Source organism: Pseudomonas sp. LBUM1664 (assembly GCF_059695895.1).
In genome coordinates, this window is the sequence record NZ_CP166791.1 from 1602158 (window position 1) to 1622868 (window position 20711).

The following is a 20711-nucleotide window of genomic DNA, read 5'->3' on the forward strand; positions in this document are numbered from 1 at the left end:
TTGCCACGGATGAGGTTCCAATGCGCGTGTTGAAAATTGGCCTGGTGCTGTTGCTCTGGGTGTTTGCAGTCACGGCCCAGGCCGAGTTGAGTTTCCCGGCACTGACCGGGCGGGTGGTGGACACCGCCCAGATGCTTGAACCTTCGGTGCGCGCGCAACTGGATGCGCAGCTCAAGGCCCACGAACAGGCCACCGGCGAACAGGTGGTCGTCGTCACGCTGGCGGACCTGCAGGGCACCAGCATCGAGGACTTCGGCTATCAACTGGGGCGCCACTGGGGCATCGGGCAAAAGGATAAGAACAACGGTGCGCTGCTGATCGTGGCCCGGGATGACCGCAAACTGCGGATCGAAGTGGGTTATGGCCTGGAAGATCGCCTGACCGACGCCCAGAGTTCGGTGATCATCAATCAGGTGATCACCCCGGCCTTCAAGACTGGCAACTTCAACAAAGGCATCAGCGACGGTGTGGCGGCGATGTTGGTGGTGTTGGGCGGCAGTCCGCTGGACGAACCGGCCCCGGTGTACAGTGCGGACGGGCAGGAGCAGGGCGATTTCGTCGAGCGCCACCCAGGGCTGTTCATATTCCTGGTGATGCTGTTTATTTTGACGATATTCGTTTGTCAGATGCTCGGTATCCTACCGTCGGGAAGTGGCGGTTCCAGTGGCTCGGGCGGCGGAGGCTTTCGCGGCGGCGGTGGCGGTGGTTCCAGCGGCGGCGGCTTCAGCGGTGGTGGTGGCAGTTTCGGGGGCGGCGGTTCGTCGGGCGGCTGGTGACAATAATAATGAGCAGGTACTTTTAACCATGGCGTTACTGACTGAACACGAACAACGCAAAGTCGCCGAGGCCATCGCCCGGGTCGAGCGGGACACCGACGCCGAACTGGTCACGGTGCTTGCTGCCCGCGCTGACGACTACGCCTACATTCCGCTGCTGTGGGCCAGCCTGCTGGCCCTGGTGGTGCCCGGTGTGCTGCATTACCTCACGGGTTGGCTGACCATGCACAGCCTGCTGCTGGTGCAATGGGCCAGCTTCATCGTGCTGTGCCTGGTGTTTCGCATTCCCCAAATCACCACCCGCCTGATCCCTCGTTCCGTGCGCCACTGGCGGGCCTCCAACCTGGCGCGCCGGCAGTTTCTTGAACAGAACCTGCACCACACCGTCGGCAGCACGGGGATGTTGATCTTTGTTTGCGAGGCCGAGCGGTATGTGGAAATCCTGGTGGATGAAGGCATTTCCAAGCGACTCGACAACAAGAGCTGGGATGCCATTGTTGCGGCATTCACCCAGCAGGTTCGCCAGGGGCAGACGTTGCAGGGCTTTGTGAGCTGCATCGAAGCCTGCGGCGAATTGCTCAAGGTGCATGTGCCGGTGACCCACGAACGCAACGAGCTGCCAAATCGGTTGGTGGTGTTGGGGTAGAGAAAGCTACAAGCTACAAGCCAGGCAACAGGTCCCGCTTGCAGCTTGCAGCTTGCAGCTTAAAATACCTTTTTTCCGATCCGCCCCGTCCGAGGCCGCTTTTCCATGTCTGCAATCGCAACTCCCGCCCGTCCCGTGCCGGATCACCACGCCCAGTTCATTGAGCTGCTGCAAACCAGTCTCGAGCAGAACGCTTTTATCAAACTGGTACTGGCCAAGTACGCGGGTGATGAAGCGGACCTCCAGCGGCTGATCATCAAGCAGCTCACGGTCAAGGACCAGCCATGCCTGTCCTTCGTTTATCGCTACAAAACCCGCGACATCACCAAGAATTTTCCGTTGACCGAAGGGGTGCAAACCATTGCCGCGTTGTTGCCGGCGTCGTTCAAGAATGCGCATTTGCTCGCGGTCACCGACGAGGCACAGCTCGAATACAGCAAAAAGGGCAAGAGTTCGCTGTTCAAGAGCAAACCCCAGCAATTGCGCGAAGTGCCATCGGCCGAGCATAACCGCGAAAAAAACCGTTTCCTTGACCTGAGCCGGCCGTTCCTGGTCGACCTGGGTGTGACCAACCACAAGCACGAGCTGATTGCGGCGATGTCGCGCAAATGGAAGCAGATCAACAAATTCATCGAAGTCTTCAGCCATGCGCTGACGTCCTCGCCGCTGGCGCTGGACAAACCGGTGCGGGTCTCGGATTTCGGTTCGGGCAAGGGCTACTTGACGTTCGCCATCCACGATTACCTGCGCAACACCTTGCAGGCCGAAGGTGTGGTAACCGGTGTCGAGCTGCGCGAGGACATGGTCAAGCTGTGCAACGAAGCGGCTGCGCGGCTGGAGCATCCGGGTTTGAGCTTCCAGCACGGCGACGTACGCAGCGTGGCGCCGAGCGCGGTGGATGTGATGATCGCCTTGCACGCCTGCGACATCGCCACCGATTACGCGATTCATATGGGCATCCGCTCGGGCGCCTCGATCATCATGTGCTCGCCGTGCTGCCACAAGCAGATCCGCCTGCAGATCCAGAGCCCGGCGTTGCTCAAGCCGATGCTGCAATACGGTCTGCACTTGGGCCAGCAGGCGGAAATGGTCACCGACAGCCTGCGGGCGCTGTTTCTGGAGGCGTGTGGTTACGAAACCAAGGTGTTCGAGTTCATCTCCCTGGACCACACCAACAAGAACAAAATGATCCTGGCGGTCAAACGCGCCGAACCGATCGACCCGACTGAGCTGCTGGCCAAGATCAAAGAGCTCAAGGCGTTCTACCATATCACCGAGCACTGCCTTGAAACCCTGCTGCGGGCCGACGGTTACCTCGCCTGACCTGCGCCAGTGGCACTGTCTGCACCGAACCCCTGTGGGAGCGAGCCTGCTCGCGATTGAACGATGACACGGTGTATCTGAACCACCGCGCCGCCTGAATCGCGAGCAGGCTCGCTCCCACAGAATATTGCGCAACCTTATATTTAATGCAGCCCGTCAGGTAATGGCGGGTTATCGCTCGCCTGCCGACACTGCGGACTACCTTTAATGCGTTGACCACTTACGCATCCCCAAAGGAGTCCACCCCATGGCCGCAAAGAAAATTCTGATGCTGGTCGGCGATTACGTCGAAGATTATGAAGTGATGGTGCCGTTCCAGGCGTTGCAGATGATCGGCCACACCGTGCACGCCGTGTGCCCGGACAAGACCGCCGGGCAGACTGTACGCACGGCGATCCACGACTTCGAGGGCGACCAGACCTACAGCGAAAAACCCGGGCATCTGTTTGCCCTCAATCAAGACTTCGCCAGTGTCGAGGCCGCCGACTACGACGCGCTGCTGGTGCCGGGCGGTCGTGCGCCGGAATACCTGCGCCTGAATGAAAAAGTCCTGCAATTGGTGCGCGATTTCGATTTGGAGGGTAAGCCGATTGCCGCGGTGTGCCACGGCGCACAATTGCTGGCGGCGGCGGGCATTCTGGATGGACGCGAGTGCAGCGCCTACCCGGCGTGTGCCCCGGAAGTGCGGCTGGCGGGCGGGACTTTTATGGACATTGCGGTGACCGAAGGTCACGTCCAGGGCAACCTGGCGACCGCACCGGCCTGGCCGGCGCACCCGAACTGGTTGGCGGGGTTCCTGACGCTGCTGGGCACGGCCATCACCCTGTAGGGCGCCGCGGGCCCGACTGGCAGAACAAGCGCAGCGGGTCTTTACTGTCGGGGCATGTTAACCGCCCAGGAGAACGATCATGTCCGGATGGTACGAAATCAGCAAAAGCAGCAACGGCCAGTTTCGGTTTGTGCTCAAGGCGGCCAACGCCGAGACGATTTTGACCAGTGAGCTTTACACCACCCGCAGCGGTGCCGACGGCGGCATCGCTTCGGTACAGAAAAACAGTCCGTTGGCCGAACGCTACGAACTCAAGAGCACCAAGGACGGCCATCCGTATTTCAACCTCAAGGCTGGCAACCACGAAGTGATTGGCAGCAGCGAGGCCTACTCATCGGACGCCGCCCGAGACAAGGGCATCGCCAGCGTCAAGGCCAACGGGCCGACGACGGTGATCAAGGACAAGACCCTGGCGGCGCTTTAACAGAGCCGCAAAATGGCCCCGCGGCGAGGGGAACTGTGGGAGCAAGCTTTGCTCCCACAGATAAATGCCCTTGCCACAAGTTTTTACCCTGCCTTTAAACCTCCACCGGCACCGACAGCTTCGGATCGCCTAGCGGATGGCTCTTGGCGTCGAAGAAGCGCAATTGAACATCCAACCCCTGAAATACCTTGGCGTAATGCCGTTTCTGATGCTGGATGAACGCCTGGCTGCGGGGGAGGATCGAGATCGCCACCGTGTTGGGCTTTGCCTGGCGCAGGGCCTGGACAATGTGGCTGTCCTGGTCGCCCAGGGCATGGCCGAACAGGCACAGGCTATCGCTGTGGTGCAGCAACTGGTCGTAACAGAACGACAGGTAATCGGAACTGCGGATGGTCTTGAGTTTGTCCTGGCTCGGGCCTTCATTGACGAACAACGGCACGTTGTCGAGGGTCTTGATGGTGTTGTTGATGGCGAAACTGCCCAACAGCGTGCCCTCGGTGGAGGTGAGCTTGCGCGCCGTGCCGTCCTGGTTGCGCACCAGGTGCAGGCCGCCGTGCAGGTACAGCAGGCGCGGTTTGTCCGTGGTTACCTGGCGCAGATCAAAACTGTGCTCGGTGCCGAAGAACAGGTCGGTGACGCTCTCGGGCGCCTGCTGGATCGCCCAGTAGTTGAGCAAATCGTAGTTGGTGGTGAACACCGTGCGGTAACGGCTCAGTTCCTGGTTCAGCGCCGCCAGGGTCGACGGCTGCACCAGCCGCCAGGGGATGTGCACGGCATGCACCGTGTTGATCAGCGCTTCCTTGATCGCGTAGTAGCGATTGCGCGGGGCGGCGGAGCTGACGGCCAGGGCCTTGTTGACCCGGCTGGTGGTTTTCAGCGCACCGAGCACCTGTTCGAAACTGCGGGTCTGCATTGCGTCGAACACGCTCAGTTCCGACGGGCTCAGAGGTTTTTCCTCAACGGTGCGGGCGTTTTCGAACAGCGAGTCATAGCCGAAATCGTCCCACACGGCACGGCTGGCGCCATTGCCCACCAGCAGGCCGCTGAAGTCGGTGTTGGCGCGCAAGGCCTCCCAATCTTCGAGCCGGGCGTCATATTCCTGGAAATCGGTCATTGCGAAGGTCATCTCAAAACGTGGCAAAAGGCAGGGCGCGACTTTATCACGACCTAGTCTTGCGCCAGATCAAGATGCGTCGTGACTACTTGGTCATCCTATAAGCCCTCGCCAATCCCGGCCTCTTCCAGGAGCGTGTCTCATGAGCAGTACTTTTTTCATTCCCGCCGTGAACATCATGGGTCTGGGTTGCCTCGACGAGGCCATGACCGCCATTCGCAACTACGGCTTTCGCAAGGCATTGATCGTCACCGACGCGGGGCTGGCCAAGGCCGGCGTTGCAAGCAAGGTGGCCGAACTGCTGGCGATACAGGATATCGACTCGGTGATTTTCGACGGCGCCAAGCCTAACCCGAGCATTGCCAATGTCGAGCTCGGGCTGGGCTTGCTGAAGGAGAGTCGGTGCGACTTCGTTGTCTCGTTGGGCGGCGGTTCGCCCCACGATTGCGCCAAGGGCATCGCCCTGTGCGCGACCAACGGCGGGCACATCCGTGACTACGAGGGCGTTGACCGCTCGAGCAAGCCACAATTGCCGCTGATCGCCATCAATACCACGGCAGGTACCGCCAGCGAGATGACCCGGTTTTGCATCATCACCGACGAGGCCCGCCACGTGAAAATGGCGATTGTCGATCGCAACGTGACCCCGCTCTTGTCGGTCAACGACCCGGCGCTGATGGTGGCGATGCCCAAAAGCCTGACTGCCGCCACCGGCATGGATGCGCTGACCCACGCGATCGAGGCTTATGTGTCCACCGCCGCCAGCCCGATTACCGATGCCTGCGCCTTGAAAGCCATCACTTTGATCAGCAATAACCTGCGCCTGGCCGTGCTCGACGGCACCGATCTGACGGCGCGGGAGAACATGGCCTACGCACAGTTTCTCGCAGGGATGGCGTTCAACAATGCTTCGCTGGGCTTCGTGCATGCCATGGCGCATCAGTTGGGCGGTTTCTACGACTTGCCTCACGGCGTATGCAACGCGGTGCTGTTGCCGCATGTGCAGAGCTTCAACGCCTCGGTGTGCGCTGCTCGACTGACCGACGTGGCCCATGCCATGGGTGCCGAGACGCGCGGGGTCAGCCCGGAGGAGGGGGCCCAGGCCGCCATTGCGGCCATCCGCACGCTGGCCCATGACGTGGACATTCCGGCTGGTTTGCGTGAGTTGGGCGTACGTCTCAACGACGTGCCGGTGCTGGCCACCAACGCTTTGAAAGACGCTTGCGGCCTGACCAACCCACGGGCGGCGGATCAACGCCAGATCGAGGAAATTTTCCGCAGCGCGTTTTAATCGGCCTGGGGTGGCATGAACCTTACGCACAACATTGCCGCCACCGCCAACAGCGTGCACAACGCGGCCAGCGGCCAGGCCTGTTGGCTCAACAACAGGCTGGCCATGGCGCCGATTACCGATGCCATCAGTTGATGCACAAAGCCGCTCAACGCCATGGCATAAGCGCCGGCTACCGGTGAGCCCGCGTTGGCCAGGGACAGGCTGATGGGGTAGTTCAACGACTGACCGAATACCGCGAAGCAATACGGCAGCCAGAACAGCAACGCGATGTTGCCCAGGGTGAGGCTGCCTGCCAGCATGGTCGCGCAACCGCCCAGCACCAGTGCGATGCCCCAGCCCATCATCCGTCGTTGGCCGGTGCGCAGCACAAAGGCGTTCACCGCCAGCGCGCCGAGCAGATAGGCCGCACTGATCGGCCAGCCCAGCAGGCCGTACTCAATCGCCGACCAGTGAAAACTTTCCTGCAAGATCAGTGGCGCTGCGGTGTTGAAGGCAACGATCACCCCGTAGCCCAGGCCCCCGACCAATGCAGGCAGTAGAAAACTGCGGTGACCGAGTATCTGCCCGTAAACGCGCCATGCCGATTGCCCCTTGTGACCCTGCGCCAGTACCGGGAACGCGGCCCGGGACACTGCGGCTGCCATGGCCAGGCTGACCGCGCCCAACCCGTAGAAGATCGCCTCCCAACCGAAAGTGGCCTGGATCAGCGAGCCCAGGTATTGGCCGATGCCGAGGGCAATCACGAAGGCGATCGAGATCCATGACAGGGCCTTGGCCAGCAGGTCGCCACTGAAACTGTCGCGAATCAATACCCGCGTCATCACTGAGATACCGCTGGCGCCGATGCCCTGGATCAACCTGAGCGCCAGGAACGCCTGCGCTGTAGTACCCAGTGGCAGGGCCAGATTAGCCAGGCCGTACAGCGCCAATGCCGCCAGCAAAACCGGTTTGCGCCCCAGCCGTTGGCCCAGGCTGCCCCACGACAACATCGGCAGCGCCATACCGATCAGGTACATCGACAAACCCCAGGAAATCTGGGACGCATCGGCCCCAAGATCCCGAGCCATATCAGGCAGGGCCGGCAAGTAGATGCTCATGCCCAGTTGTGCCAGGAAGACGGTGGTGCAGGTGACGATCAGGGTTGTGCGGTTCTTCATCAAACGGCTCGTTTCAAGGGCGGATGTCACGCCCATGGGCCAGCAGCAGCTCGGTGATCCGTTCGCAGAACGAGCGAATCACATTCGGCTCCATGTCGGCGCGCAGGGTGATGCGGATTGCGGCCTTGTCTTGCGGCACCACGGGGAAAAAGACCGCTGAAGTGAAGTACCCCAGCTCGGCCAGTTCGACCGCCAGGCTGTTGGCCAGGGCTGCTTTACCGCAGGGCACAAGGCGGATTGCCATGGGGTTAGCGCGCTGTTCGGTACGAACGAGGCTGTCGAAGAGGCGGATATTAGCCTGCAAACGCTCTTGCAAGGCGCTGAATTCTCGGCTGCGGTGCAGGCGGATCGAGGCCATGCCGGCGCCAATAGCCGCTGCGTTCAGGCTCTGGGACCAATTGCTCGGTCCACCGTAACGCTGCACCAGCGCTTTGTGCCGTTCACTGCCGAACATAACCAGCCCGCCACTGGCCCCGAATGATTTGGCCAGTGAGGCGACAATCAGGGTACGTTCATCCACGGTGTGGAGACGCGAACGGACCAGGCCAGCCCCGCATTCCCCCACGGTGGACAGCGCGTGGGAGTCATCCAGATAGAGAAACAGGCCATAACGCTGCTTGAGATACAGCAGGCTATCGAGATCCGCCACCCCACCCATGCTGTAGGCGCCGTCGGCCACATACGCCACGTTGCGCTGTTGTTTGCACAAGTCTTCGATGAAATTCATATCGTTGTGCGCACACGTGATGACCCGGGTTTCATCGGCGCAGGCGGCCTTGATGTGATTCATCGAGTAATGGGCGTGTTTGTCAAACACCATCACCGGCGGCCGATTTCCCGTCAGCACACCACTGGCCAGCAGCGGCAGGATCCCGGCGCTTGCTGCGCTGCAAGACAAGGCACTGAGGCAACTGGCGCCAAACAACTCCGATAATTGGGTTTCGTACTGGTCCAGGATCGCCAGCTTGCAGCGATTTTTTGAGTTGGCGATACGCAAGGTTCCGGTTTCCCACAGGGCGGTCATGGCACCGTCCAGCAACGCGGGGTGGTAATCCAGCCCCAGGTAGGACGTCGTACAGAAGTGGTAAAAGGTCCGGCCGTATTGGTCGACCAGGATATTGGGTGTCTTGACGTCGACATTTAGCCCCGAAATTTTTCCGACTTCGGCGCTCTGCCAGTCCTGGTCCGCCAGGGAAATGACCTTACGGTAATTGGTGAAGCGATGGGTCGGCTGTGCAGTCTGGTTCATAGTGCGATTACATTCCTTGGTGAGTGGTGCGGTCCGTGGGTTGTTTCAATGTCTGTGTGTTTCCAGACTTTACAGATCGTTGTGCAGGGCTTTGAATCGGCTGTTTCCGGCGTGTTTGAGTGTTACTGGAGACTTCTGTGTAGGATCTTGCCTAAGGGCTTGGGCGGGAAATCCGTTTGCGGCGTCGGAGCTCGGCGGAATTAGGCTTTTACGCTCAGGCGCGCTGCGTTTCGTGTTGCCTGCGGCACCCTTCCGACACCCGGTTGGCGGGCCTAATGTCGATACTTTCTAAAGGTTGCTTGTTCATGCTCTCAGGCCTCAATCATCTGACCCTTGCCGTCACCGACCTGGACCGAAGCGTGGGGTTTTATCACGCGTTATTGCAGCTTCGTCTGGAGGCCAAGTGGGACAGCGGCGCCTATTTGTCGCTGCCAGGATTGTGGCTATGCCTGTCTCTCGACCCGTCGCGCAAAACCGAGCCGGCGCTGGACTACACCCATTACGCCTTCAGCGCCCGTGCCGAAGATTTCCCGGTGCTGGTGGCGCGGCTGAACGCAGCTCGGGTAACGCCGTGGCGAGACAATCGCAGCGAAGGCGCCTCGTTTTACTTTCTCGACCCGGACGGGCACAAACTCGAAGTTCATGTGGGAGATCTGGCGTCCCGGCTGAAGGCTTGCCGGCAGGCACCTTATGCTGGAATGGCGTTTTTTACGGTTCCCTGATCCTTCGGTTCGCTCACCGCTGCACTATCCGGATGGCTTCGCGCTCCATGAGTACTCGAAATGTTGGCGCAGCCACTGCGCCTGGAGGGGCAGTGCCTGAACATCGAACCGAGCATTGGCGTCGCCTGTTTCCTCGACCATGGCACCGAAGACTTGGCGCTGTTTCGCCACGCTGACGAAGCGATGTATGCCGCTAAACGCCAGAATCCCAAGGCCTCTGGCATCTGACCGGGCACCACCGTTCGTCGCGGCGCAGGACATTCATTCAAACCTTTCAAGCCTTGTCCCTTTCGTATGTAAGGTGGATCCCGCTCGCCGGAAACATCACCCACGATCGAACGAAGGCGTTTGAAGTGGGTCGCAAAAGTGGGAGAACCACCATCACGACCGTCGATAGGTCCCCGTTGAAAGCCGATATCGGTCGCAAACCGGGTCAGACGTTTTGCTAAATCGTCGTAGGTGGTTCTGATTCAGAGGCAGAGAAATCTGCCAGAACTTTTATCAGAGGAGGGCGCGACCATGAGTCGGATGGCCACCTTTTTTCGCACCACCAGTCTCGTCGTGCTGATGGGCCTGGGTGCCAATAGTGCCTGGGCCCAATCGCCTGCCGAATTCATCAACGATGCTTCCGCCAAAGGCATGGCCGACATCGAGGCCAGTCGCCTGGCCCACGCAAAAGCCGAATCCAGGGAGGTCAAGGATTACACCATCATGGTGATCAACGACCGCACCACCGCCAATCAACACTTGGCCAAGATCGCGAAAAAGCTCGACCTGCCCGTCGCGCCAAGGGAGGAAGTGGCCGACAAGGCCAAGGCGCTGATGCCGCAAGTGGCGCAAGGTGAGTCGTTCGAGGCTGCCTATGCCGCCAGCCAGGTCAAGGCCACCGAGGAAGCCATCGAGCAGATCCAGCAGGAGGCCCAGACCACCGAAGTGCCGGAAATCAAAGCGTTCGCCGATGAAACCCTGCCTAAATTGCAGACCCATCTCGAGATGGCCAAGGCGCTGCAAGCCAGTCGCTGATTCGCAGCACTTTTTACATTCAGGTCCGGGGCGTTTGCGCCCCGGCTCATCTTGCCCGCCGCAAGGAGAAAACTCGATGTCTACACACCGAGAACCCAACCAATACGCGATGCAGAACCCGCTGACGCAATATCCTCGCCCGCCATTTCCCGATCAGCCGCAATCGCCACCGGGCTTCGACCAGGACATGGTGCCCAAGCCCGATCACGGTGAAAAAAGTTACCAAGGCTTCGGCCGCCTGGAAGGGCGCAAGGCTCTGGTCACGGGGGGCGACTCGGGTATCGGGCGTGCCGCTGCCATCGCCTACGCCCGGGAAGGGGCCGATGTAGCGATCAACTATTTGCCCAGCGAAGAGCGTGATGCGCGACAAGTCATCGAACTGATCGAAGCCGAAGGCCGCAGGGCCATTGCGATTCCCGGTGACCTCAAAGACGAAGCCTTTTGCCTCCAACTGGTGAAAACCGCCCACGAGCAACTGGGTGGCCTGGACATTCTGGCGAACGTCGCCGGCAAGCAGCAAGCGCAAAAAGACATCGCCGACATCACCACCGCACAATTCGACGACACCATGAAAACCAACCTCTATGCGATGTTCTGGCTCTGCAAGGCCGCGGTGCCGCTGATGCCAGCCGGGGCGACGGTGATCAACACGGCGTCGATCCAATCCTATGACCCGTCCGCAACGCTGTTGGATTACGCCACCACCAAGGCCGCCATCGTGGCATTCACCAAGGCGCTCGCCGGGCAGGTGATCAGCAAGGGTATTCGGGTCAACGCCGTGGCACCGGGGCCGATCTGGACCGTGCTGCAACCCAGCGGCGGACAACCGCAGGAGAAAATTCCCACATTTGGCTCCCAGGTGCCGATGAAGCGCCCAGGCCAACCGGCCGAATGCGCGCCGCTCTATGTGCTGCTGGCGTCCCAGGAATCGAGTTATATCACCGGGGAAGTGTTCGGCGTGACGGGTGGCAATCCGCTGCCTTGACGCTTAGCCGGGTCGTGCGAGTGGCACCCCACCACTCGCCCCCCTGCCTCAACACTGGTTCAGGTCGATTTTGTTCTTTTCCTCCAGGCCTTCAAGGCCCTTGACCTCGTCTTCGCCCATGGCCTGGTAGTGCTTCCTCAGCGCCTCCAGTTGCTTGAGGTCCAGTGCCTCAAGCCCGAGCATCGCATTTTGCGCATTTTTGGTCGCTCGCAATAACTCATCGATCTTCAGATGCAAGATGTCTGTATCGCGGTTCTGCGTGTTCTGAATCAGGAACACCATCAGGAAAGTGATGATCGTCGTTGAAGTGTTGATGATCAGTTGCCAGGTGTCATTGAACTGGAAAAAAGGCCCGCTGACGGCCCAGAGCACCAACAACACGAGGGCCCCCAGGAACGTCTTGGGGCTCCCCGCCCAGAGGGCCAATTTTTGTGCGATTTTTGCGAAGCTCATTGCTGTGTCCTTATTGGGATGCACCTGTCTGGTGTGACAGCAACGAAACGGTGAAAATTCTGCTTACATTTACGGCGCTACTAACGCGAACGCTTTATCGCCCATGTTGCAGGGTTGCCCTGCAACATAGAATCTCCCACTGGGTTTGCACCCAGCCGTTGTTTTCTCAGCGCCCTTGCTGCAACACCTTCAGCGCCGCCGAAGCGAGGAACCCTGAGCGGCTTTTTTCCTCAGGGTGGTGCAACACATACTCATCAATGCGATTGAGCAGGTAGCCGGGCAACGTGATGTTGAGCTTCTGCGCCTTGCCCAGGTACTTGGTCACATCAATGTCCACCAGCGCCCAGGCGCAACCGGCGTATTTTGGATTGGCCGCATGCAAGGTCACTGTATTGGCTGGCGGAATCGGCGAGCCGTCTTCGGCCAGAATTTCAAAGTGCCCCTCAATGGCCTCACGCGCCATCGCCATGGCGTCGTCCAAGTCATCGCCAGCGGAAAAACAACCGGGAATATCCGGCACTTCAACACCCCAGGCATGGTGTTCATCACCCATGGAAATCGCAATCGGGTAAAGCATATTCATCGTCCTCCGCAGACGTAGCGCAACGGGCCGGTTGAAGCAGAGCCTGTTGCAAAATACTGATGGCCGTTTTTTTGAGCAGGTCCTTCTTCGGGTGAGGAACTGTGACCAATCCCGGTTTGGTCGGGGGCTTGAAATGATGGTGACTGCCCCGAACCCGCACCAGATACCAACCGTCTGCAACGATTTGGCTTATCAAAAATCGGCTATTCACATCACCTCCATGTGGTGTGTTTGATGGTTACTATACCTACTGATATTGAATGATCAACACTATAACCACCCATGCGACGTTGTCGGGTGGTTGGGGTCGTTGCAACGAAGTCTAGAAGCCGCACTGCACAAGGGCGGCGGTGAGGCGGGTGGGATTATTTCGGGATGTGAAGGTGAGAGTGCGACCGTGGCGAGGGAGCTCGCTTGCGCTGGGCTGCGAAGCCGCCCCAGATTTACTGCTCAGGTTTGCGACCCGCTTTGTGAATCGGCAGGCACTACGACTGCTGCACAAAAGTCAGCCGCACCGCAAACCCAATCAAAAGACTCCCAAACAACCATTGCTGCACGCGCTGAGCCGAGGGGGAACGTTGAAGCCAACGCCCGAGTGCCACGCCCACCAGCGCGTAGGTGCTATCAAACAATAAGCCGACGCCAACCAACACGATCCCCAGCGTGGCGAACTGTCCAAGCACCGGCCCGCCCTGTGGATCGATGAACTGCGGTAACAACACCGAGCAAAACAGCAGCGCCTTCGGGTTGAGCAGGTTCGTCAGCAGCCCGCGCCGAATCGCCTGGCGCCAACGCGGCTTTCCATCCTCGACACCGGCCCCCTCAAAGCTTGGCAACAACGTGGTCCGCAGGCATTGAAAACCGATCCATAACAAGTAAGCCGCGCCAGCCAGGCGTACCACATCAAAGGTCCAGGGTGCTGTCTTGAACAGTGCCGAGAGCCCCAACGCAGCCAACGCGACATGGCATCCCCGAGCGACACCCAGGCCCACCGCCGTCGCCAGCGCCGCGCCCTTGCCCTGACGGGCACCGGTTTGCAGCAGCAAAATCATGTCTGGCCCGGGCAACACATACACCACCATCAAGGCCATCAAGAACAACCAGAGCTGCGCCATGCCATACCCCTTCATCCACTATTCGGTCATGCCAGTCTAGGGCTGAGAGGGGAGGCAGGTGGTTGCGAAGTCAGCTTCTAAAGCCATGGAAATTGGCATAACCTGCTTTATATTCGCGTGAATACATTGGAATCTACCAATCCATGAAACTGGACGCCTTCGATCGCAAAATCCTCGCCGCGCTGCAACGCGACGGCCGCCTGAGCAATGTGCAACTGGCCGAAGAAATCGGCTTATCCGCCTCACCGTGCCTACGCCGGGTGCGGATGCTGGAAGAAGCCGGTGTGATTCGCGGTTACCAGGCCAACCTCGATCGCGACGAGGTGGGGCTCGGGCTGACGGTATTTGTCGGGGTCAAGGTTGAACGGCACAACGATGAACAAGCCGAGGCGTTTCGCCTGGCGGTCACGGCGTTGCCGGAGGTGATTTCGGCGTTTTTGGTGTCAGGCGAATCGGATTTTCTATTGCAGGTGGTTGTGCCGGACCTGCGGGCTTACGACCGCTTCCTAACCGGGCGGCTGCTGAAACTGCCGGGGGTGAGTGATATCCGGAGTAACTTTGCGATTCATACCGTGAAGACGCCGGGGGCATTGCCGTTGGGGCATTTGCCAGGGGCTTGAATGGCCGTCCCATTCCTACCCAACCGACTAAACAGCAATTTTATCCAATAATGCCTGGCGATATTTTCCCTGGAGGACCGCAGGTTCTTCGACATCGCGCCGGAGCACCAGGCGCCGGCACACGTCAGCCATCAATACCAACGCAATAGGCGGCGATAAAACGTCCTGTTTTATCAGCAATTTCGTGCAATACCTGGCGGATAGTAAATCACTAGCATTCATCACTATCGATAAAGCCTGTGATGAATATTTATTATGGAACAGCTCGCCGCCGATGAGTTAAATACATCCAGCCCGCGTCACCCTGCCCATTGGCAGGGTTTTTTTACGGGCGTATTGAATATGTTGCCGCTGTGTCTTTCTGTTCTTCCATGGGGGATTTTAGCGGGGTCCATGGCCGTGCAGGCTGGTTTAACGATAGGGCAGAGTATCGGCATGTCCGCCATCGTTTTTGCGGGTGCAGCACAGTTGGTTAGTCTGAGTCTGGTGATGTCGGGCGCAAGTTTTTTTACAGTGGCTGTGTCGGTTTTTTTTATAACCGCACAACACTTTCTCTATGGGCTAACGCTGCGCGAGCCTGTGGCTAAAATGCGGGCGCGCTACCGCATCCCTATTGGTTTTCTCCTGACCGACGAGTTGTTTGCACTGAGCAGCGCAAACAAAGAGAAAAAACCGCTGACGCCCGGTTATTTAATCGGCGCCGGGCTGACGTTTTACTTGTCCTGGAACATATTCAGCCTTCTGGGTATTTTGATGGCCTCGGCAGTGCCTGACCTGGACAAATATCATTTGGATTTTTCCATTGTGGCCACCTTCATTACGATCGTTGTTCCGATGATAAAAAAGCCCAGTGTACTGGTGGGCGTGGCTTATTCGCTGTTTATGTCCATGCTGTTGTCCTGGCTCAACATAGAGGGCGCCATTGTCATGGCTGGCGTCTCTGGAATGTTTGTTTCAGTGATGGTCGCCAGAATGAATAGGAGCGTTGCATGACTTGGTTGTTACTGCTGACCTTGGCCGCGGTGGTTTTTTTTAACCGGTATGTTTTCCTTGAACCAAGCGTTCCGTTAAAAATTCCCAAGATTCTGAGTGAGGCGCTCGAATATTCAGCGCCGTGTTTGCTGACGGCCATTTGCGGCCCGATTATTTTTTTAGAGCATGGCGTACTGCGTTCAGTCTCTGGAAACCCCTATTTATTGGGAAGCATCATAAGCGTCATCATGGCTATTTATGTGCGCAACATGGTGCTCTCGGTTATCTGCAGTCTGATTGTGTTCTATTTGCTGTGCTATATTCTTTAACAGGAGTGGTAATGAAAGGCGTCATCAGGGATTGGGAAAAGTCAACGAGTATACGTAACACCTACAACGCATTACCTTTTCAAGGTGTATGGACTTGGTTGACAGGGAAAGAAATAGCCGGAAGGAAAACGCTGTGGCGCTCAAATTCGACAGAAATGATCTGCTGGTCACTGGGTTGGGTCTTTGGCGGTTTGGCAATGATGATGTTGGCATTGCCAGGCTTGTCCAATAATTATTGGAGCCTGTTGAGCTACATCGTGGGTGTGGTGTTTTGCGCCTCCGGCGCGAGATATGTAGTGGCGACTATTATTCATCATGGTGTGCATGGGCACCTGTATAAGTCGCCGCGGCTGAATAAGGCAGTGTGTGAGATATTATCGACGCTGTTCATTGTGCAACCCTACACATCCTACCGGCAGTTCCATGTGTATGAGCATCACGGAAAGAAATTTTCCACCGTCGACGACAAAGATCTGGCGGCAATTTACAAGCTGGGTTTTGTGCCGGGAAAATCTAAATCAACCCTGTACTTAAACTTATTTGTTAAATTGTTTAGCCCCGTTTTTCATCTGTCTTTTCTGTACGGGCGTATCAAATCAAACCTGATGGGCGTACCCCTGTATCGCTTTGCAATGTCGGTATTATGGATGGGCTTTTTGGCGGGTATGGCGTGGCGTTATGGAGCGGGTGTTTTTTTCCTGCTGGTTATCGTGCCCCTGGTGCTTGTCTATCAAGCAGCCTCTTTGCTTCACCTACTGACTGAACATGTATGGTTACTGAGGAAAGAAGGCGAAACCGTACGTGATAGCCACATCAAAAACTGCCACGGCCGTTTTTGTGGAGCGCCCTGCCCATCGAGTTTTACGATCGCTAAAGCGCCCCAGTGGTTGACATGGACGGTGGCTCATCTGTTTTATCATTTGCCCGTCCGAATGCTGGTGGTTCAAGGCTCCTTAGTGTGCCATGACTGGCATCACCGACACGGCAGTGTACGCCAGTGGTTTGACTATGCTGCATTGAGGGAGGCCAGTGCACAGAAATTACTCCGCGAAGGAAAGTACGACTATGTCGATATTTGGGGTCTGCACAATTGCCTGGATTATGTATTTGAGATGATCAGTGCGTCAGCAGAGGTCGACACAGAGAACTTGGAGTACCGTCTAAACTAGGGGAGTACGGGCTCTCAGTGATGACATTCAATGCCAAAAATGGTATCTGCCTCGGTGGGTACCATTTGGGCGGTACATCACTGTTCTTTACTGTCAGTATTCAAAAAAGTTGGCCGGATCACTTCCTATGTTTGCGTGTGGAGTGCGCATATTCCCCAGGCGTAAAGCCCATCGCGCTCTTGAAGTGACGATGGAAATGGCTTTGATCGGAAAAGCCGCAAAGCGTTGCCACGTTTGAAATAGACAGCCCTTGCAGCAACAATTTTTTCGATTTTCTCAGGCGCGCCTGAACCAAATAGGCATGCGGCGGTATCCCAACAGTCTTTTTGAATTGCCTCAAAAAGTGCCACGGGCTCAATTGAGCCATGTCCGCCAGTTGCATCAAGGAAATATCACGCTCCGGGTAGCTGTCGATAAAATCTTTTAGCGTGGCTATATTGGTTTCGGTACGTTGAAGATCATTCCCTGTCGTTTTGGTTTTTCCATGTCGCATGGTTAGCCAAGCAAGCGAAGAGAGCAGAAGTGTCTCCTTCAGCAGGCCATTGCCTTCTTGCGTCAGTAAGTTGAAAACCATCAGGAGCTGCGTGGCTAAGCCAGGGTCATGAATGACCGCATCGGGAAACCATGGAATGCTCCCTTCTGGCTTGTTAAAGTCACGTGACAGTGAACACAGCAGGTGGGGGTGAGGATAAATAGCTCTGTATGACCAACCGCTGTCCATTCCGGACGAGCCGGTATGAACATCATCTGCATTGACTAGAATGATATCGCCTTTAGGGGCAACGTGATTTCCCCCCGTTCGATAGAAACGCTGGGCCCCTTCCTCAATAACACCGATACAAAAAGTCTCATGGGCATGTCGAGAAAAATTCTGTTTGTAATACCGAGCCTGGAGCAGGTCCAACCCGCCAAATGCCTCCAAATGATAGACGCTGGTTTGTTCTTTCATTTTTTACTCACCTCCTTGGAGCACGCGCATTCCCTTCCAGTTTCCATGCAAATTGAAGCCTATGTAGAGCGCCGACCTTAACATGAATTTTCTGTCAAAGTGGCCGTGTTTTCGCTGTCATTGCCACCCCCCCACGCCGGCCGTCATTGCCAAACACCAGTGCAGGGAGAATGAAGATGCTGCAAATTCGTCCAGCCAAACGTGGTGAGGCGCAGGTTGCCTTCGATATCCGCCTTCAGGCAATACGACACCAGTGCGGTGCTGCCTACACGAATGAACAAGTAATGGCCTGGACTTCTGTGCCGCTCACAGACAGTTACAGGGCCTGGGTGGAGAAGGACTATCACTTGGCGCTGGTCGATGGCGTTCCTGCCGCGACAGGTCTGATCAATTTTCAAAGCGGTGAACTGGGTGCAGTCTTCGTACTGCCGGCGTTCATGGGGCAGGGTATCGGTAAAAGTATGGTCCGCTATCTTGAGCATCTGGCCCGTGAGGCAGGACTTGCTGAGATCCATCTTGAAGCCACTCTTAACGCTGCAGCTTTCTATCGTTGTTGTGGCTTCACCGGAACGATCCAGAGTGTTTATCACTCTCCTTCCGGGCTTCAATTGGCGTGCGTACCCATGCGAAAGCCATTGGTGGATCAAAGCGCGCTTGGGGACCTTGCAGGCACCACAAGGTGCTAGGCGCAATTCCTGGATTCGGGCGGCGACCGGACGATCCGGCATATCCAATCTGCCAAAGTACATCCCAGCCCCCCACAAACGCCAGACCAAAAAAAACCGGCCACCAAGAGCCGGTTTTTTTACATCCCCCGCCAAAACCACACGACGTGAGACCAGAATTCGATTGGAGCGGGTGAAGGGAATCGAACCCTCGTTATCAGCTTGGGAAGCTGGAGTAATGCCATTATACGACACCCGCTCAGAGCGGCTGACTTTGTACCAGATGTGGGCGCGGATTTGAAGTTTTTCTTTACCTGCGGCGAGGTTACCTGGCTACGCAAGCCTCGAACCAGAGCGGTCGTTCGCGGGCAAGCCCCGTTGTTGAAGGCGCAGGGCGGGGCTTGCTCGCGAGGACTCGGTTTCAGATAGCCAGTGCATGGTGGTCCTGCACGTAGCGGTAGCGCGGGCGGCTTTCGTGGTGGGCCGGTGTGAGAAAGCCCAGCAAGGCGTCGCGGCTGTCCCTGCAGGCGGCTTTGTGTTCCATGTCCAGGAAGTGCCCAGTGGCTTGCAGCGTGCTGAAGGAACTTTGCTGCACGTGGTTAGCGAAGAGCCTGGCGTCGTCGGCCGCGGTGTATTCGTCCCATTCACCGTTCAGGAACAGCACTGGCACGTTGATTTTTTTCGCCGCGTTGACGTAGCACATCCGGTCGCTGTGGAGCACGTCATTGATGTGGAAATGCATCTGCCCGTATTCATGCTCGGCCAGATTGCTGACGTGGCGATAGTTGAAGCGCTTGAACAGCGGCGGCAGGTGTTTGCCGATGGTGCTGTTGACCAAGTGCCCGACACGGTCGCCGTCCAAGCTGCCCAGGTAATCCACACCGCGTTCAAGGTAGTCGCGCATCGGCCCGTTGAGCACTGGCGAGAACGAGCTGATCACGGCTTTTTCGATGCGCCGTGGGCGATGGGCCAAGGCGCTCAGTGTGGCGGCGCCGCCCCAGGAAAACGACAGCACATGCTCGGCGGCGAAGTGGTCGATTAGTTCCAGGAGGATCATGCCTTCGATTTCCTTCGTCAGCATTTTCTCGTGCCGATTGTGGGGTTTGGACTTGCCTGCGTAGGGCTGGTCGTACAGCACGACGTTGAATTGCGGGTAGAGGTTTTTGGCGGTCTGTGCAAACGACGCAGTGGTGGCCATCGAGCCGTTGACCAGAATAATGGTCTTTTGTGCGGCGTCTGCGCGATAGAACTCCGTGTAAACCCGATACTGACCCTGTATATCCAGCACAGCGATTTCTGGCCTCATGTCATAAGACTCCTGGGCAAGCGGGTATGCGCGCAATGAGATTGCACGAGCAATGTGACAGGTAGGCATACGCCTGGAAGATAAGGCCCATGTCGATCCAAAAACGGTGGTCGACGGGTGTTGTTATAGGCGGGCAGTTTGCCGGAGGGTAAGGCGGAACCTGAGGGTTCTGGCCGGCAAAAAGTTTCTTGGAAGTATGTTGTGACTCATCGGTCACATTTCGGCCGACGGTTTGATTCAAGCAGGGCACGGGCCGTAGCGCAAGTGCTCTTTATATTTTTGTTCGACACTTCTGCCCAGCGGTCATCGGCTCAGATCAGGCGAATCTCTTCGGCAGTCAAGGCGCGGTATTGGCCTGGCGCCAGATTGGCATCGAGCAGCAACGGCCCCATGCGTTCGCGGTGCAGGCGCAGCACCTTGTTATCGAAGTGGCCGAACATGCGTTTGACCTGGTGATAACGCCCTTCAACGATGCTCAGTCGCGCCGATGTTGGCCCCAGCAACGTCAGCTCCGCCGGCTGAGTGGTCAGGTCTTCGAAAGCGAAGTACAGGCCCCGAGCGAAGGTGGTGGCGTATTCGGCAGTGATGGTTTGCTCGGTTTCGACGTAATAGACCTTGGGCAGTTTGGTCTGCGGTTGGGTCAGGCGTCGCGACCAAGTGCCATCGTTGGTGATCAGCATCAGCCCGGTGGTATTGAAGTCCAGGCGTCCGGCGATGTGCAGGTCGTTCTTGTCCGGTTCGTCCAGCCAGTCGAGCACGGTGGGGTGCTGCGGATCGCGGGTGGCGCTGACGCAGCCGGGTGGTTTGTGCAGCATGAAGTACCGCGCCGGTCGGCCCGCTTGCAGCACGTCGTCGTCGACTTCGACCCGGCTGAATTCGCGGACCTGCGCATGAGGGTCGCTGACAACCTGGCCGTCGATTCGCACACGTCGCTCCACCAGCAACAGCCGGACCTGTTGGCGATTGAAACGCGGCAGATTGCTGAGGAAGCGGTCGACACGCATGGGC

The 20711-nt window shown here is 57.7% G+C and carries 23 protein-coding genes, 1 tRNA gene and 2 pseudogenes; 15 read left to right on the plus strand and 11 right to left on the minus strand.

What is annotated here, in order from left to right:
* Positions 1-20: 20 nt before the first annotated feature.
* From ACA047_RS07570 to ACA047_RS07590, 5 genes are all read left to right on the plus strand, one after another.
* The gene (locus tag ACA047_RS07570; protein ID WP_497358070.1) at positions 21-776 is read left to right on the plus strand and encodes a TPM domain-containing protein; all 756 of its coding nucleotides are present in this window, start codon (positions 21-23) and stop codon (positions 774-776) included.
* A gap of 28 nt (positions 777-804) precedes the next feature.
* The gene (locus ACA047_RS07575; RefSeq protein WP_497358072.1) at positions 805-1422 is read left to right on the plus strand and encodes a TPM domain-containing protein; all 618 of its coding nucleotides are present in this window, start codon (positions 805-807) and stop codon (positions 1420-1422) included.
* A gap of 105 nt (positions 1423-1527) precedes the next feature.
* On the plus strand, positions 1528-2745 hold the full coding sequence (locus ACA047_RS07580) for a class I SAM-dependent methyltransferase (RefSeq protein ID WP_497358073.1): 1218 nt from the start codon (positions 1528-1530) through the stop codon (positions 2743-2745).
* A gap of 247 nt (positions 2746-2992) precedes the next feature.
* Positions 2993-3574, plus strand: a complete 582-nt coding sequence (locus ACA047_RS07585; RefSeq protein WP_497358074.1) for a DJ-1/PfpI family protein — start codon at positions 2993-2995, stop codon at positions 3572-3574.
* A 79-nt stretch (positions 3575-3653) separates the two neighbouring features.
* Complete coding sequence (locus ACA047_RS07590) at positions 3654-3998, plus strand: YegP family protein (RefSeq protein WP_497358075.1); 345 nt, start codon at positions 3654-3656, stop codon at positions 3996-3998.
* Positions 3999-4092: 94 nt separating this feature from the next.
* Here ACA047_RS07590 and ACA047_RS07595 read toward each other — a convergent pair whose 3' ends face one another.
* Positions 4093-5112 (minus strand): DUF4917 family protein, encoded by a 1020-nt coding sequence (locus ACA047_RS07595; RefSeq protein WP_497358076.1) that lies wholly within the window; start codon positions 5110-5112, stop codon positions 4093-4095.
* Between the two features lie 142 nt (positions 5113-5254).
* Between ACA047_RS07595 and yiaY the strand changes: the two genes are divergently transcribed.
* Positions 5255-6403: an L-threonine dehydrogenase gene (yiaY, locus tag ACA047_RS07600; RefSeq protein ID WP_497358077.1), complete on the plus strand. Its 1149-nt coding sequence runs from the start codon at positions 5255-5257 to the stop codon at positions 6401-6403.
* On the opposite strand, the gene ACA047_RS07605 is transcribed toward yiaY, so the two are convergent.
* On the minus strand, positions 6400-7563 hold the full coding sequence (locus tag ACA047_RS07605; protein ID WP_497358079.1) for an MFS transporter: 1164 nt from the start codon (positions 7561-7563) through the stop codon (positions 6400-6402). The two genes, yiaY and ACA047_RS07605, sit on opposite strands and share 4 nt — an antisense overlap.
* A 13-nt stretch (positions 7564-7576) precedes the next feature.
* Positions 7577-8812 (minus strand): aminotransferase class I/II-fold pyridoxal phosphate-dependent enzyme, encoded by a 1236-nt coding sequence (locus ACA047_RS07610; RefSeq protein WP_497358080.1) that lies wholly within the window; start codon positions 8810-8812, stop codon positions 7577-7579.
* Positions 8813-9117: 305 nt separating this feature from the next.
* Here ACA047_RS07610 and fos point away from each other — a divergent pair, with 305 nt between their 5' ends.
* The 4 genes and pseudogenes from fos (at position 9118) to ACA047_RS07630 (ending at position 11542) form a co-directional block, all read left to right on the plus strand.
* A complete protein-coding gene (gene fos / locus ACA047_RS07615) occupies positions 9118-9534 on the plus strand; it encodes a fosfomycin resistance glutathione transferase (protein WP_497358081.1) in 417 nt (138 codons plus the stop codon).
* Positions 9535-9597: 63 nt separating this feature from the next.
* A pseudogene (locus tag ACA047_RS07620) lies at positions 9598-9762 on the plus strand (diguanylate cyclase domain-containing protein); the annotation flags it as partial.
* Between the two features lie 291 nt (positions 9763-10053).
* Entirely contained in the window at positions 10054-10557 is a 504-nt protein-coding gene (locus tag ACA047_RS07625) for a DUF4142 domain-containing protein (protein WP_497358083.1), read from the plus strand.
* A gap of 76 nt (positions 10558-10633) precedes the next feature.
* Positions 10634-11542, plus strand: coding sequence for an SDR family oxidoreductase (locus tag ACA047_RS07630; protein ID WP_497358084.1), 909 nt, complete (start codon positions 10634-10636; stop codon positions 11540-11542).
* Positions 11543-11590: 48 nt separating this feature from the next.
* On the opposite strand, the gene ACA047_RS07635 is transcribed toward ACA047_RS07630, so the two are convergent.
* The 4 genes and pseudogenes from ACA047_RS07635 to ACA047_RS07650 all read right to left on the minus strand — a co-directional run bounded on the left by ACA047_RS07635 (position 11591) and on the right by ACA047_RS07650 (position 13693).
* The gene (locus ACA047_RS07635) at positions 11591-11995 is read right to left on the minus strand and encodes a low affinity iron permease family protein (protein ID WP_497358086.1); all 405 of its coding nucleotides are present in this window, start codon (positions 11993-11995) and stop codon (positions 11591-11593) included.
* 166 nt (positions 11996-12161) lie between these two features.
* Complete coding sequence (locus ACA047_RS07640) at positions 12162-12572, minus strand: type II toxin-antitoxin system HicB family antitoxin (RefSeq protein ID WP_497358087.1); 411 nt, start codon at positions 12570-12572, stop codon at positions 12162-12164.
* A 40-nt stretch (positions 12573-12612) separates the two neighbouring features.
* A pseudogene (locus tag ACA047_RS07645) lies at positions 12613-12789 on the minus strand (type II toxin-antitoxin system HicA family toxin); the annotation flags it as partial.
* Positions 12790-13063: 274 nt separating this feature from the next.
* The gene (locus ACA047_RS07650; protein ID WP_497358088.1) at positions 13064-13693 is read right to left on the minus strand and encodes a LysE family translocator; all 630 of its coding nucleotides are present in this window, start codon (positions 13691-13693) and stop codon (positions 13064-13066) included.
* A 143-nt stretch (positions 13694-13836) separates the two neighbouring features.
* On the opposite strand from ACA047_RS07650, the gene ACA047_RS07655 reads away from it, so the two are divergent.
* The 4 genes from ACA047_RS07655 to ACA047_RS07670 all read left to right on the plus strand — a co-directional run bounded on the left by ACA047_RS07655 (position 13837) and on the right by ACA047_RS07670 (position 16783).
* Entirely contained in the window at positions 13837-14313 is a 477-nt protein-coding gene (locus ACA047_RS07655) for an Lrp/AsnC family transcriptional regulator (RefSeq protein ID WP_497358089.1), read from the plus strand.
* A gap of 255 nt (positions 14314-14568) precedes the next feature.
* Positions 14569-15306 (plus strand): AzlC family ABC transporter permease, encoded by a 738-nt coding sequence (locus tag ACA047_RS07660; protein ID WP_497358090.1) that lies wholly within the window; start codon positions 14569-14571, stop codon positions 15304-15306.
* Entirely contained in the window at positions 15303-15614 is a 312-nt protein-coding gene (locus tag ACA047_RS07665; protein WP_497358092.1) for an AzlD domain-containing protein, read from the plus strand. Before ACA047_RS07660 ends, ACA047_RS07665 begins: the two co-directional genes overlap by 4 nt.
* Before the next feature lie 11 nt (positions 15615-15625).
* Positions 15626-16783, plus strand: coding sequence for a fatty acid desaturase (locus ACA047_RS07670; RefSeq protein ID WP_497358093.1), 1158 nt, complete (start codon positions 15626-15628; stop codon positions 16781-16783).
* Between the two features lie 118 nt (positions 16784-16901).
* Here ACA047_RS07670 and ACA047_RS07675 read toward each other — a convergent pair whose 3' ends face one another.
* Positions 16902-17732 carry an AraC family transcriptional regulator gene (locus ACA047_RS07675; protein ID WP_497358094.1) on the minus strand — a complete coding sequence of 277 codons (831 nt, stop codon included), beginning with the start codon at positions 17730-17732 and terminating at the stop codon, positions 16902-16904.
* A 176-nt stretch (positions 17733-17908) separates the two neighbouring features.
* Here ACA047_RS07675 and ACA047_RS07680 point away from each other — a divergent pair, with 176 nt between their 5' ends.
* Positions 17909-18418: a GNAT family N-acetyltransferase gene (locus ACA047_RS07680; RefSeq protein ID WP_497358095.1), complete on the plus strand. Its 510-nt coding sequence runs from the start codon at positions 17909-17911 to the stop codon at positions 18416-18418.
* Between the two features lie 164 nt (positions 18419-18582).
* Here ACA047_RS07680 and ACA047_RS07685 read toward each other — a convergent pair.
* The 3 genes from ACA047_RS07685 to ACA047_RS07695 all read right to left on the minus strand — a co-directional run bounded on the left by ACA047_RS07685 (position 18583) and on the right by ACA047_RS07695 (position 20707).
* Positions 18583-18656 (minus strand) — tRNA-Gly (locus tag ACA047_RS07685).
* Between the two features lie 162 nt (positions 18657-18818).
* Positions 18819-19703, minus strand: coding sequence for an alpha/beta fold hydrolase (locus ACA047_RS07690; protein WP_497358097.1), 885 nt, complete (start codon positions 19701-19703; stop codon positions 18819-18821).
* Between the two features lie 311 nt (positions 19704-20014).
* On the minus strand, positions 20015-20707 hold the full coding sequence (locus tag ACA047_RS07695; protein ID WP_497358099.1) for a pseudouridine synthase: 693 nt from the start codon (positions 20705-20707) through the stop codon (positions 20015-20017).
* Between the last annotated feature and the right edge of the window lie 4 nt (positions 20708-20711).